The sequence below is a fragment of the Mitsuaria sp. GD03876 genome, from assembly GCF_029840635.1.
Lineage (GTDB): Bacteria > Pseudomonadota > Gammaproteobacteria > Burkholderiales > Burkholderiaceae_C > Roseateles.
The window spans coordinates 24127-37759 of record NZ_JAOCCU010000058.1 but is presented as its reverse complement, the minus strand read 5'-3'; the positions used below and the strand labels follow the sequence as shown (position 1 = coordinate 37759).

At 70.1% G+C, this 13633-nt stretch carries 7 protein-coding genes; 4 read left to right on the top strand and 3 right to left on the bottom strand.

All coding sequences use genetic code 11. The features are described from left to right. The first annotated feature begins 1095 nt into the window (after window positions 1-1095). The 3 genes from N5D62_RS25300 (at window position 1096) to N5D62_RS25290 (ending at window position 8601) form a co-directional block, all read left to right on the top strand. On the top strand, window positions 1096-5907 hold the full coding sequence (locus tag N5D62_RS25300) for an alpha-2-macroglobulin family protein (RefSeq protein ID WP_279760784.1): 4812 nt from the start codon (window positions 1096-1098) through the stop codon (window positions 5905-5907). Then, a complete protein-coding gene (gene pbpC, locus N5D62_RS25295; protein WP_347881837.1) occupies window positions 5904-8141 on the top strand; it encodes a penicillin-binding protein 1C in 2238 nt (745 codons plus the stop codon). The genes N5D62_RS25300 and pbpC overlap by 4 nt, the downstream gene beginning before the upstream one ends. 154 nt (window positions 8142-8295) lie before the next feature. Continuing rightward, window positions 8296-8601: a hypothetical protein gene (locus tag N5D62_RS25290; RefSeq protein WP_279760783.1), complete on the top strand. Its 306-nt coding sequence runs from the start codon at window positions 8296-8298 to the stop codon at window positions 8599-8601. 7 nt (window positions 8602-8608) lie between these two features. Here N5D62_RS25290 and N5D62_RS25285 read toward each other — a convergent pair whose 3' ends face one another. After that, complete coding sequence (locus tag N5D62_RS25285; RefSeq protein ID WP_279760782.1) at window positions 8609-9184, bottom strand: GNAT family N-acetyltransferase; 576 nt, start codon at window positions 9182-9184, stop codon at window positions 8609-8611. 345 nt (window positions 9185-9529) lie between these two features. Between N5D62_RS25285 and N5D62_RS25280 the strand changes: the two genes are divergently transcribed. Further along, window positions 9530-10018: an SET domain-containing protein-lysine N-methyltransferase gene (locus N5D62_RS25280; RefSeq protein WP_279760781.1), complete on the top strand. Its 489-nt coding sequence runs from the start codon at window positions 9530-9532 to the stop codon at window positions 10016-10018. A gap of 49 nt (window positions 10019-10067) precedes the next feature. Here the strand turns inward: N5D62_RS25280 and N5D62_RS25275 are convergent, their stop codons facing one another. Further along, a complete protein-coding gene (locus N5D62_RS25275; RefSeq protein WP_279760780.1) occupies window positions 10068-10820 on the bottom strand; it encodes a UPF0149 family protein in 753 nt (250 codons plus the stop codon). Window positions 10821-10955: 135 nt separating this feature from the next. Beyond that, window positions 10956-13583, bottom strand: coding sequence for an alanine--tRNA ligase (gene alaS, locus N5D62_RS25270; protein ID WP_279760779.1), 2628 nt, complete (start codon window positions 13581-13583; stop codon window positions 10956-10958). Window positions 13584-13633: the final 50 nt, after the last annotated feature.

Sequence of the window (13633 nt, the reverse complement as noted above, 5' to 3'; positions counted from 1 at the left end):
GGGGCTTGAATTTTCATTTGTGTCAGGCGCTGACTAGCTCCAGTAGTCTCTCGCCCCTTTTGTGGGACTGTTTTTTCAAGGCTTGCCGAATAGACTTGCGTCCTTGTAGCGATAGCGCAGGGAGAGCGTATGCGTCGTCTGGCGAGTAGCGGAAAACTCCAAAGCATGATTTGGCGAGGTTTGCTGGCCTCGCTCTTGGTCCCGGTATCGGGACAGGCCGCGGAGCTCGCTTCCATTGCCCCCGAAGGGGAAGTGGCGCAGGTCCAGAACGTGGTGGTGCGCTTCAAGTCGGCGACCACGGCGCTGGGCGATCCCCGCCTTCCAGATCCTGTTCGGGTGGACTGCGGTCAAGTCAACGTCCGAGGAAAAGGTCGGTGGACCAACGATCGCGAATGGGTGTTTGACTTCGTCAAACCGCTGCCCGCCGGAGCTAAATGCCGGGTGCAGGTGCGTGACGACTTCAAGCCGACCGCGCCAGGCGTGTCCGGCGCGTGGACAGGCCTTCGTGAGGCCACCTTCCAGTTGGCTGCGCCGACCGTTCAACAGATCAGGCCCTGGGAAGGGTCTCGAATCGAGGAAGACCAGCGTTTCCTGCTCCGCCTTTCAGGCGCTGCCAAGCTCGACAGCATTGGTCCGAACCTCTGGTGCGAATCCAAGGCACTCGGCGAGCGCATTCCGGCGGAGATCCGCCCGATCGCAGAACGGGACGCCCTGATTCGCGACCTGAAGATGGGAGATGCGGCCAAGCGCCAGGAATGGGTCCTGGCGGCTTGCAAGCGACCACTTCCTGCGGGAGCCGATGCCACCTTGGTGTGGGGTGCCGGTATCGTCGCCAGCGCCAATGAATCGGTGCGCACGCGTGGCGAGCGCCGCTTCCGCTTCTCCGTGCGTGCGCCCCTGACCGCGGAGTTCTCTTGCGAACGAGAACGCGCGAATGCGCCTTGCTTGCCGATCCGGCCGCTCAGTGTGACTTTCTCCGAGCCCATCGATTGGGGCATGGCAATGAAGGTGCGTCTCAAGGGATCGGATGGCACCAGCCTTTCTCCAGTCGCGCCGTCAGCTCAGGATCGCGACCCCCCTGGCGGGCTCTTGACCGTGCGCTTTCCTGTACCGCTGGCTGAGCAGCAGACCTACACGCTGGAACTGCCGTCAGGCATCGTCGATGAAAGCGGACGGCCACTGTCCAACGCCGCGAGCTTCCCAATGAAGATCCGGACGGCCGCGGCGCCGCCGTTGGCGAAGTTCGCCGCAGCCCCCTTCGGCATCGTCGAATGGGAGCCCATCGGCCCGAGCCTGGTACCGCTGAGCATGCGTCACGTGCAGACCGACCTGCAGCCGCGGGCCGGTGGCCACCTGCGAATCAAGCGCCTGACCGACGATGCGGAGATCCTGCGTTGGTATGGGCGGCTCTATCGCCAAAACGAGTGGGAGGACCGCAAGGTCGAGATGCTGAAGGGGGAGGCGGGCCTGCAATCGATGAACGTGCCCGCGCCGAACCCCGACAAGGCGATCGACGTGATCGGTGTGCCGCTGGCCCAGCCCGGTTATCACGTGCTCGAGCTGAAGTCGCCGCAGCTTGGACAGTCGCTGCTCGATCCGATCCAGCCGATGTTCGTGCGTACCGGCGCGCTGGTCACCAACCTGGGCCTGCACTTCAAGTTGGGCAAGGACGACAGCCTGGTGTGGGTGACGTCCCTCGACAAGGGGCGTCCGGTGGAGGGTGCACAGGTCGCGGTGTATGACTGCCGCGGCAAGGCGCTGTGGAACGGGCGCACCAACGCGCAAGGCCTGGCACGTATCGACCGGCCCAACCTGGATCGCGACAGCGGGCGTGGCGACTGCATCGCCGAAACCGGGCTGTTCATCACTGCTCGCGCCGACCAGCCTGGCAAGCCAACGGACCTGGCGTTCATGTTCAGCGGTTGGAGCCGCGGCATCGAGCCCTGGCGCTTCAACGTGCCGATCGCCTGGGGCTCCGAGCGCGCCGTGCGCGTCCATACGGTCACCGATCGGCCGCTGCTGCGCGCCGGCGAGACCTTGTCGATGAAGCATTTCTTCCGGCTGGAGACCGCGCAGGGCCTGAGCGACGCGACACCGGACCAGTTGCCCGACAAGCTGCGCGTCGTGTTCGAGGGGACTGGCGAGGACATCGCCACGCTCGATCTTCGATGGCAGGGCGCCCGCTACGCGTTGTCCACCTGGAAGGTGCCGCCCGGCGCCAAGCTCGGTCGCTATCGCTTCGTCATGGAGCGCGCCGGCACCGGCGGCGGCCAACGGACCTGGGACAGCGGCAGCGTGCGGGTCGAGGAGTTCCGCGTCCCGCTCGTGGATGCGCGACTGATTCCTCCCAAGTCCCCCGCGCCTGGCGCCAAGGAGCAAGCCTGGTCGGGCCAACTGAACTACATGGCCGGCGGCCCGATGGCGAAGTCGCCGGTGCAGGTCAGCGCGATGCTGCAGCCGCACTGGACGAACTTCGCCGGGTTCGACGACTACGCCTTCGAGCCCCCGTCGGCGCAGGGTCCCAGCGACAGCGGCCCCGACGGCGACATGGATGGCGACAGCGAGACGGCCGGCGGTCCGCCGGGTGCGAACCGCCTGCTGGTGGACAAGCTGGCCCTGCAGACCGATGCCAAGGGCGGCATCCAGTTCAAGGTGCCGTTGACCGGCACCATCGATCGCGCCTCGGAGTTGCGGGTCGAGTTGAACTACCGCGATCCCGATGGGCAGACGCACACGCGCGCGGCCTCGCAGATCGTGTGGCCGGCCAATGTCGTCGTCGGCGTCCGGGCCCCTTCCTGGGTCGCCAATGGCCAGCCGCTGCAGGTTCAGGCGATCGCGCTGGACACGAACGGCAAGCCGGTCGCCAACCAGCGGATCTCGATCAGCGGGCGGCATGTGCAGACGCTCAGCACGCGCAAGCGGCTGGTCGGTGGTTTCTATGCCTACGAGCATCAGCGCAACCTGAAGGACCTCGGCGAGCTGTGCAGCGGCAAGACGGACGCGCTCGGCATCATGCGATGCGAGACCTCGGTGAGCCAGGGCGGGCAGTTGGAGCTGATCGGCTCGACGGCCGATGACGGCGGTCGCACCGCGCGCGCCGTGCGCGCGCTGACGGTGACCAAGGCCGGCGACTCCTGGTTCGCTCAGGACAACGATGACCGCATCGACGTGGTCCCCGAGCGCCGCCGCTACGAACCGGGCGAGACGGCGCGATTCCAGGTGCGCATGCCGTATCGCGACGCGACCGCGCTCGTCACCGTCGAGCGCGAGGGCGTGCTCTACAGCGAGGTGCGACGGCTCTCCGGAAGAGACCCGTGGCTTGAGCTGAAGATCGACCGGAACTGGACCCCCAACGCCTATGTCAGCGTGATGGTGCTGCGCGGCCGCTTGCGCGAGGTGCCGTGGTACTCGTTCTTCTCCTGGGGCTGGCGCGAGCCGGGCAACTGGTGGCGCGAGTGGCGCGCCTCCGGCGACTACCAGCCGCCCACGGCGATGGTCGACTTGTCCAAGCCCTCGTTCAAGCTGGGCATGGCGGCGATCGAGATCGGACAGGCCAAGCACCGGCTCAAGGTGGAGGTCGTGCCGCAGCAGGCCCAGTACGGCGTGCGCCAGAGCGCGCAGGTGAAGCTGCGCGTCACGCAGGACGGCAAGCCGGTCCCCGACGCCCAGGTCGCCTTCGCCGCCGTCGACGAGGGGCTGCTGGCGCTGGCGCCGAACGAGAGCTGGAAGCTTCTCGACGGCATGATCCAGACACGCGCCTGGGGGGTGACGACGGCGACCGCGCACAGCGAGATCATTGGTCGTCGCCACTACGGCCGCAAGGCGGTCGCGGCGGGCGGCGGCGGCGGTTTCGCCACCCGGGAGCTGTTCGACACGCTGCTCACCTGGCAGCCGCTGGTGACGGTGAACGCGCAGGGCGAGGCGCTGGTGCAGGTGCCGCTGAACGACTCGCTGACGCGCTTCCGGCTGGTCGCGGTGGCGGACGCGCCGGGACAGCGCTTCGGCACCGGCGAGAACAGCATCAACGTGAGCCAGGACCTGCAGCTGCTGTCCGGCTTGCCGCCGCTCGTGCGCGAAGGCGACCGGGTGCAGGCGATGCTCACGCTGCGCAATGCGACGAATCGCGCGATGGACCTGCGCGTGACGCTCGCGGGCAAGGCGAGCGGGGAGTCCGGCGAGCACCCGGTGCCGGCCGAGCCGCGGACCGTGAAGCTGGCGGCGGGCCAGGCCCAGGAAGTCACCTGGGACGTGGTGGTGCCTGACGGCGCGCAACGCATCGTCTGGGAAGCCCAGGCGCAGGAGCAGGGCGGTGCCGGCGCGAAGGACGCGATGCGGACCACGCAGGCGGTGCAGCCGGCCACGCCGGTGCGCGTGCTGCAGGCGACCTTGCGTCAACTGGATGCGCCGATCAGCCTGCCGGTCGCTGCGCCCACGGACGCGCTGCCGGCCCAGGGCGTCAAGCGCGGCGGAGTGGCCATCGGGCTGCAGCCGAAGTTGTCCTCGGCGCTGCCCGGCATCCGGCGCTACTTCGAGCAGTACCCCTACACCTGCCTCGAGCAGCAGAGTTCGAAGTACCTCGCGTTGCACGACGCGGCGGCCTGGGATGGCCTGATGGGCCAGCTCGCGACCTACCAGGACAGCGACGGCCTGTTCGCCTACTTCCCGCTGTCGCGCCAGCTCACCCAGGGCAGCGACGTGTTGACCGCGCATCTGTTGGCCGCGGCGCAGGAAGCGGGGCGCGCGTTGCCGGCTCCGCAGCTGGCGAAGGCGCTCGACGGCCTCGCCGCCTTCGTCGAGGGGCGCCTGGAGCGCCGCTACTGGTCGCCGCGCGCGGACGACGAGCCGCGCCGCATCGCCGCGCTGGCGGCGTTGGCGCGCTACGGCAAGGCGACCCCCCGGCAACTGGGCACCGTGGACGGGCGCAACCTGACCACCTGGCCGACCAGCGCCGTGATCGACTGGCTCGTGCTGCACCAGCGGATGAGCGGGGCGCCGGACCGCGCGGCCCAGATCGCCGCGGCGCAGAACCAGCTGCGCGCGCGCCTGAGCTTCGCCGGCACGACGCTGCGCTTCGTCAACGAGGACAACGACGGCTGGTGGTGGCTGATGGGCAGCGGCGACGCGACCGCGGCGCGCGCGATCCTGGCGCTGGTCGACGATGCCGGCTGGAAGGAGGACCTGCCCCGGATGGTCGTCGGCGCGCTGGCGCGCCAGGAACGCGGCGCCTGGTTCAACACGACCGCGAACCTGTGGGGCGTGCTCGCCCTGGAGAAGTTCTCCGATCGCTTCGAGTCGCAGGCCGTCAAGGGCAAGACCGAGGCGAAGCTCGCGGGCGCGGCCGCGTCGCTCGATTGGTCCGCGAAGCCCGAAGGCGGTGAACTGCGCCTGGCCTGGCCCGCCGCGGGCAACGGCACGCTGTCGGTCGCCCAGGTCGGGGACGGCCGGCCCTGGGCCACGGTCCAGGCCTTGGCCGCGGTGCCGCTCAAGGCGCCGCTGAGCGCCGGTTACTCGCTCAAGCGGACGGTCACCGCGGTCTCGCAGAAGGCGGCGCCGAGATGGTCGCGTGGCGACGTGATGCGCGTGCGCCTGGAGATCGAAGCCGCCGCCGACATGACCTGGGTCGTGCTGAGCGATCCGCTGCCGACCGGCGCGGCGGTCGTCGAGGGCACGATCGACACGCAGGGCGAGCGCGCCGAGGGCGAGGCGTGGCCCAACTTCATCGAGCGCAGCTTCACCGCCTGGCGGGCCTACTTCGGTTACCTGCCGCGCGGGCGGCATGTCCTGGAGTACACGATGCAGCTGAACAACGCCGGCCGCTTCCAGATGCCGACGACGCGGGCGGAGGCGATGTACGCGCCCGACCGCTTCGGCGAACTGCCGAACGCGACGCTGGAGGTCCAGCCTTGATCCAGTCGCTGCGCCTGGCCGCGTTCGCGGTGCTCGCCGTCGTCGCATCGACGACGACGGGCATCGCGGCGGCCGAGGAACTGCCGACATTCGCGCAGACGCGCGCGGCACATGCGGTGTCGGACCTGCAGTTGCTCGACCGGCGCGGCGAGCCGCTGCAGACGCTGCGCATGGATCCGAAGCGCCGGATGCTGGCGTGGGTGCCGCTGGACCGAATGTCGCCGTCGCTGCTGCGGGCGATGCTGCTGTCGGAGGACCAGCGGTTCTACGAGCACAGCGGCGTCGACTGGTCGGCGGTCGCCGCCAGCGCGTGGGCCAATCTCTGGAACACGCGCACGCGCGGCGCATCGACGGTCACGATGCAGCTGGCCGGCCTGCTCGACGAGGACCTGGCGCGCCGCGGCGGGCGCAGCTTGATGCAGAAGGTCGGCCAGGCCTGGGTCGCCGGCCGATTGGAGAAACGCTGGACCAAGGCGCAGATCCTCGAGGCCTACCTGAACCGGGTGCCGTTGCGCGGCGAATTGGTGGGCGTGCCCGCCGCGGCCCAGGCGCTTTTCGGCAAGCGGCCGAGCGGGCTGGACGCGCGCGAGGCGGCGATGCTCGCCGCGATGCTGCGCGGGCCCAACGTGTCGCCGGAGGCGATCTCGACACGCGCGTGCGGCGTGCTGCGCCTGATGGGGCAGGGCTGCGAGGGCCTGGTCGACGAGGTCGGGGCGGTGCTGCGCCGCAAGGCCTTGTCGGTGGCGGACGCGCCGCAATGGGCACCGCACTTCGCGCGCCTGGCCCTGCGGCCGGACGGGCCGGCGGCCCAACGCAGCACGCTCGACGCGTCCTGGCAGCGCGTGGCGGTGCTGGCGCTTCGGCGCCATCTGGCGGAGCTGTCCGGACGACAGGTCGAGGACGGCGCGGTCGTGGTCCTGGACAACGCCAGCGGCGAGGCGCGGGTCTGGGTCGGGTCCAGCGGCAGCCAGCTGTCGGAGGCCGCGCAGGTGGATCACGTGCTCGCGCGGCGGCAGCCGGGATCGACGCTCAAGCCCTTCCTGTACGAGCTCGCGCTCGAGCGCCGGCTGATCACCGCGGCCAGCCTGCTGGACGACTCGCCCGCCCAGATCGCCACGGCGGCGGGGCTGTACCTGCCGCAGAACTACGACAAGCAGTACCGCGGCTGGATCAGCGCGCGGGCGTCGCTGGGCAACAGCCTCAACGTGCCGGCGGTGCGCCTGTCGCTGATGCTGACGCCGGAAGCCGTCTTCGAGCGGCTCAACGCGCTCGGCCTGCAGCTGCCGGAGACCGGAGGCTTCTACGGGCCGTCGCTGGCGTTGGGCAGCGCCGACGTGACGCTGCTGTCGCTGACCAACGCCTATCGCGCGCTGGCCAATGGCGGTCGCTACGGCCCGGTGAGCCTGCCTGCCGGCGTCGGCGCGGGAGGCGCGACCGGTGCGGCCGCCACGACAGGCCCTGTCGCCAAGGTCGGGCCGGCGCGTCAGGTCGCCGATGCGAAGGCGTCATTCGTCGTCGGCGACATCCTGGCGGACAACAACGCGCGGGCGCTGACCTTCGGGCTGTCGAGCGCGCTGGCGCTGCCGTTCCCGGCCTCGGTGAAGACCGGCACCAGCAAGGACATGCGCGACAACTGGTGCATCGGCTGGACCTCGCGCTTCACCGTCGGCGTCTGGGTCGGCAATTCGAGCGGCGAAGCGATGCAGCACGTGTCCGGCGTCAGCGGGGCGGCCCCGGTCTGGCGCGACGTCATGCTGGCGCTGCATGCCGGACGCCTGCCCGTGCCCTCCAAGCCGCCGGCGGGCTTGGTCGCGCAGGACACGCGGTTCGAGGACGGCCAGGAACCCCCGCGGCGCGAGTGGTTCCTCGCCGGGACCGAACAGGCCGTGATCCGGCCGGCCGCCACCGCGGTCGCGCTCAGCAATCCGACCGACGGCGCGATCTACGCGCTCGATCCCGACATCCCGCCCGCCGCCCAGCGCTTGCGCTTCATGCATGCGGGACGCCTGGCGCGCGGCGAGGTGGCCGGCTGGCGGCTCGACGGCCGGGTCATCGGACGGGGCGCGGCGCTGGACTGGCTGCCGATGCCCGGCAGACACGAGTTGGCGCTGCTGGACGGACGAGGACGGGTGCTGCAGCAGGTGCGTTTCGAGGTGCGGGGCGCCGGACTGAAACCCCCCGCCGCGACCCGCGACCGGTCGCAGGCGGTGGCGGCGCGGCCATCGCCCGGGTGAGTGCGAGGGCGGATTTGGTTCGCTGAGCCCATCCCGTCCTGCCGCAAGTCAGCCCCCCCAGGGCGCAGTTCGTCGCTGGCCCCTGGCGGGGGAGGGGCTGACTTTCGATACTCCTGCCATCGTCGCTAAGATGCCAGATTCGCGCGGGGAGACCATGCAGAGCCGACAACGACAAGCGCAGAACGCCCACCGGCACACCTTCAAGATCCTGAGCGTGGCCGTGCTCGGTGGCGTCCTGCTGGCGCCCGCGGCGCCGGCCCAGGCCAGCGAGGTGGTCAAGCTGGCGCGCCTGCTGATCACCGGAAAGCGCCAGCCGAGCCGTCCGCCGGCGCCGCAGCCCGCCGTGCCCGAGCGCGGCACCGAGGCGTCCAGCCCGCAGAGCCGCTCCTCCGACGGCGAACTCCACGCGCAGACCACGCGCCGCAGCACCGAAGGCAGTGCCGCGGTCACGATGGACTGAACTCCCTTCAGAGCGCCTCGCGCTCGATCACCGGCGGGCGCGGATGCAGGCGCGCCATCGTCAAGACATCGACGTAGCGCCCGCCGCGCAGGCCGTAGGCCCGCAGCCGGCCTTCGGTCTCGAAGCCGAAGCGCTCATACAGCCGGATGGCGGGCGCGTTGTCGACGAACACCGTCAACTCGATCCGCAGCACGCCCAGCCAGTCGTCCGCCTGACGCGTCAGCGCGTCCATCAGCGCCGAGCCGACACCGCGCCCGTGCGCGTCCGGATGCACGCTGATGCCCAGCATCATCGCGTGGCGCCGCCGCGCCTGCGGTCCGACCGGGTGCAGGCCCGCCGATCCCACCAGCCGCTCGCCGTCGAAGGCCAGCAAGACCAGTTCGCCGGAATTGACGTCGGGCACCTTGCTGAAGCGCTCGTGCCACAGCTGCTCCGAGGTGTAGGGCGTCTGCAGCAGCCACGGCTGGACGCCGGGATGCCCCAGCAGTTCGGCATGCGCGCGAGCATCCTCGGGGCGCGGGCGGCGCAGCGTCACGCCATCGGCGACGCGGATGTCTCGGGGCGAGGGGGGCGGGGTCGGCATCGAATGCTCCTTGTGGATGAAGGACCAGCGGAAATGAACAAGGCCCGCGGGGTGCGCGGGCCTTGTGGGGGGAGCTTCCGGATCGGGGGACCGTGAGGTCCGGGATCCTGTGGCGGGGCGTCTACCGCGATCGACGCCGTCCCCAGCCGTGGACGCAAGCCATGACCTGCATCGACTGCAGGCAGGGCGAGACGGGCTGTAGGGGACGGATCGCGAAGGACATGCGAACCAGTATCTTGGCCGCGCGACGGGGGCGTCAAGCGCGATGTCCGGACCGCGAGTGGCAACGGCGCGACAATGCGCGTTTCCCGTTTCGTCGCGGCCCGAAGGCCGCGTCCCGCGTTCATGCCACGTCTGAGTTCCGTCGCCACCGCTCCCGCCGCCACGACCGTCGCCGAGGCGGCTTCGCGTCCCCGGGGCGAGCCGCTGCCGGCCGAGCGCTTCGTGCTGACGGTGGGACCGAGCCCGATCGATGGCCTGGGGGTGTTCGCCGGCGAATCGATCCCGGCGCGCCGCAAGATCGGCGAGATGCGTGGCGAGATCGTGCCGGTGCGGGAAGCCCGGCGCCGCATCGAGGGACGCCGCCGCATCCATGTCGTCGAGGTGACCGACAAGACCGCGATCGACGCGACCCAGTCCGATTGCGCGCTGCGCCACGTCAACCACAGCTGCGCGCCGAACGCGGTGCTGCGCATCCGCCAGGGGCGGGCGGAGTTCTATGCGATCCGCGACATCGGCGCGGGCGAGGAGATCTGCGCCGATTACGGCGAGAGCCATCACGAGGGTCGTCTGCGCTGCCGGTGCGGCGCGCCGAACTGCAAGGGGCGCCTCTAAGACCCTCGCCCCGGCCCCCTCCCGCAGTGCGGGAGGGGGCCTTGCGACGTCAATGCGTCGCGTCGGGCGCGGCGGTCAGGCCGGCGATCGCGTCCTTGAGCGCGCGCTGCTGCATCCAGAACAGGCGCAGGTCCTGCACGGTGAACAGCATGTCGTCGATCAGCGCGTTCTGGTCGATGCCTTCCGGATCCTCGTAGGCCTGCCGGATGTACTCGGCGCGCGGCGTCGCGTCCTCGGCCAGCGTCACCGCCTCGATCGCCTGCAGCATCACCGCCAGGTCGTCGGCGCCGTCGCCGTCCGGCAGCGTCCACGTGTTCGCGTCGTCCACCGCCTGCAGGAAGCCCTGCGCCCACATCGCGCCCGGCGCCGGCATGCGTTCCAGCAGCTCGGCGCTGATCGCGCCCTGTGCCACCAGCTCGGCCTTGGTCTCCTCGTCGAACTCGGAGATCAGCGGCATCAGGTGCATCTGCTCGGGCGCCTCCAGCAGCGGCTGCGGCTCCAGGCTGTCGCCGATCTCGTTCCAGCGCACGTGCAGCGCTTCCATGAACGCGTCGGTCAGGTCCTGCTCGTCGAGGCTGGCGGGCCAGTCCTCGCCGAACAGCGCGTCCATCGCCTGGATCGGCGCCGCGTCCGACGGGCCGACCCGCAGCGCGGTCAGGTAACCGTCCAGCGTGTCCAGCGTGATCGCCGGCGCCTCCGGGTCCGCCTGGCCGGCCAGCACCGCCAGCAGTTCGCCCAGGCGCTGCGCGTTCTCGACGTCGATCGAGTCGCCGAACTCGTCGGCCATCGGGGTGTCAGTCATTGCTACTCCAGTTGCATGAAACGACAAGGGCCCGACCGGGGCCCTTGAAGAGGTTGTTCGTCAGACCTCCCGGCTGGGCGGTTCGATCGCCGCCCGAAGCCCGGAGTCTGCGCCAGTTCCGTGTCGAACGTGTGCTCAGACGCGTTCGCCGACCCAGGCCTGCACGCTCGCCAGCGCGGCGGGCAGGGCCTTGGCATCGGTGCCGCCGGCCATCGCCAGGTCCGGCTTGCCGCCGCCCTTGCCGCCGACCTGCTGCGCCACGAAGTTGACCAGCTCGCCGGCCTTGACCTTGGCCGTCGCGTCCGCGGTCACGCCCGCGGCCAGCTGGACCTTGTCGCCGTCGACCGCCGCCAGCACGATCGCCGCCGTCTTGAGCTTGTCCTTGAGCTTGTCCATCGTCTCGCGCAGCGTCTTGGCGTCGGCGCCGACCAGCGTCGCCGCCAGCACCTTCAGGCCCTTGACGTCGACGGCCTGCGACAGCAGTTCGTCGCCCTGGGCGGAGGCGAGCTTGCTCTTGGCGGCGGCCAGTTCCTTCTCCAGCACGCGGACCTGCTCCAGCACCGCCTGCACGCGCGGCTCGAGCTCGGCCGGGGCGGCCTTGAGCGTGCCGGCCACGGTCTGCACCGTCGACTCCAGCGACTGCAGGTAGTGCAGCGCGTTGTCGCCGGTCACGGCCTCGACGCGGCGGATGCCGGCCGCGACGCCGCTCTCGGCGACGATCTTGAACAGGCCGATGTCGCCGGTGCGGTGCACGTGGGTGCCGCCGCACAGCTCCTTGGACGAGCCGATGCTCAGCACGCGCACGGTCTCGCCGTACTTCTCGCCGAACAGCATCATCGCGCCGCTCTTCTGCGCGTCGTCCAGCGCCATGACGGCGGCCTGGGTGTCGGCGTTGGCCAGGATCTCGGCATTGACGATGGCCTCGACCTTGCGGATCTCCGCCGGCGTCATCGGCGCGGTGTGCGCGAAGTCGAAGCGGGTGCGCTCGGCGTTGACCAGCGAGCCCTTCTGCTGGACGTGGGCGCCCAGCACCTCGCGCAGCGCCTTGTGCATCAGGTGGGTCGCGCTGTGGTTGCGGACCGTGCGGGCGCGGCGCTCGGCGTCGACCTTGGCGGTGAAGGCGTCGCCGACCTTGATCGTGCCCTCGACGACCTGGCCGTGGTGGCCGAACACGTCGGCCTGGATCTTCAGCGTATCGTCGACGACCACGCGGGTCGTGGCGTTGCGGAACTCGCCGGCGTCGCCGACCTGGCCGCCGCTCTCGGCGTAGAAGGGCGTGTGGTCGAGCACGACCACCACGTCGTCGCCGGCGTCGGCACTCTGCACCGCGCTGCCGTCGACGTACAGCGCGACGACCTTGACCTCGTCGCGCGTCAGGTGCTCATAGCCGTGGAAGGTGGTCGCGGCGCCGCTGTAGGCCAGGCCCTGCGACATCTTGAACTTGCCGGCCTGGCGGCCGCGGTTCTTCTGCTCTTCCAGCAGGCGGTTGAACTCCGCCTCGTCGACGGTCACGCCGCGTTCGCGGCAGACGTCGGCGGTCAGGTCGACCGGGAAGCCGTAGGTGTCGTGCAGCTTGAAGGCGGTCTCGCCGTCGACCTGCGTCGCGCCGCCGGCCAGCGCCGATTCCAGCAGCTCCATGCCGGTGGCGATGGTCTTGAAGAAGCGCTCTTCCTCCTGCTTCAGCACCTCGGTGACGCGGGCCTCGTCGCGGCGCAGCTCCGGATAGGCCTCGCCCATCTCCTTGGCCAGCGCGGCGACCAGCTTGTGGAAGAACGGCGTGCGCGCGCCGAGCTTGTAGCCGTGGCGGATCGCGCGGCGGGCGATGCGGCGCAGCACGTAGCCGCGGCCGGCGTTGCCCGGGATCACGCCGTCGACGACGGTGAACGAGCAGGCGCGGATGTGGTCGGCGATGACCTTCAGCGACGGCGACTCCGGATCGAAGTCCGCGGCGCCGGCGTCCGCGACGGCCTGGCGAGCCGCGGCCAGCAGGTTCACGAACAGGTCGATCTCGTAGTTCGAGTGCACGTGCTGCAGCACGGCGGCCAGGCGCTCCAGGCCCATGCCGGTGTCCACGCTTGGCTTGGGCAGCTTGTGCATCACGCCGTCTTCAGTCCGGTTGAACTGCATGAAGACGTTGTTCCAGATCTCGATGTAGCGGTCGCCGTCCTCGTTGGGCGAGCCCGGGGGGCCGCCGGCGACCTCGGGACCGTGGTCGTAGAAGATCTCGGTGCAGGGGCCGCAGGGACCGGTGTCGCCCATCATCCAGAAGTTGTCGGACATGTAGCGGCCGCCCTTGTTGTCGCCGATGCGCACGATGCGCTCGGCGGGCACGCCGACGTCCTTGTTCCAGATCTCGTAGGCCTCGTCGTCCTCGGAGTACACGGTGACCCACAGCTTGTCGGCCGGCAGCTTGAAGTGCTGCGTCAGCAGTTCCCAGGCGAACGAGATCGCGTCCTTCTTGAAGTAGTCGCCGAAGCTGAAGTTGCCCAGCATCTCGAAGAAGGTGTGGTGGCGCGCGGTGTAGCCGACGTTGTCCAGGTCGTTGTGCTTGCCGCCGGCGCGGATGCACTTCTGCGCGGTGGTGGCCCGCGAGTAGGCGCGCTTGTCGAAACCCAGGAACACGTCCTTGAACTGGTTCATGCCCGCGTTGGTGAACAGCAGCGTCGGGTCGTCGCCGGGCACGACCGGGCTGGACGCGACGATCTGGTGGCCCTTGGACTCGAAGAACTTCAGGAAGGTGTGGCGGATCTCAGCGGCTTTCATGCCTGTCCTTTGCTTGATGGGCCTGGCGGGTCGACATGGCGCGGCGCGGG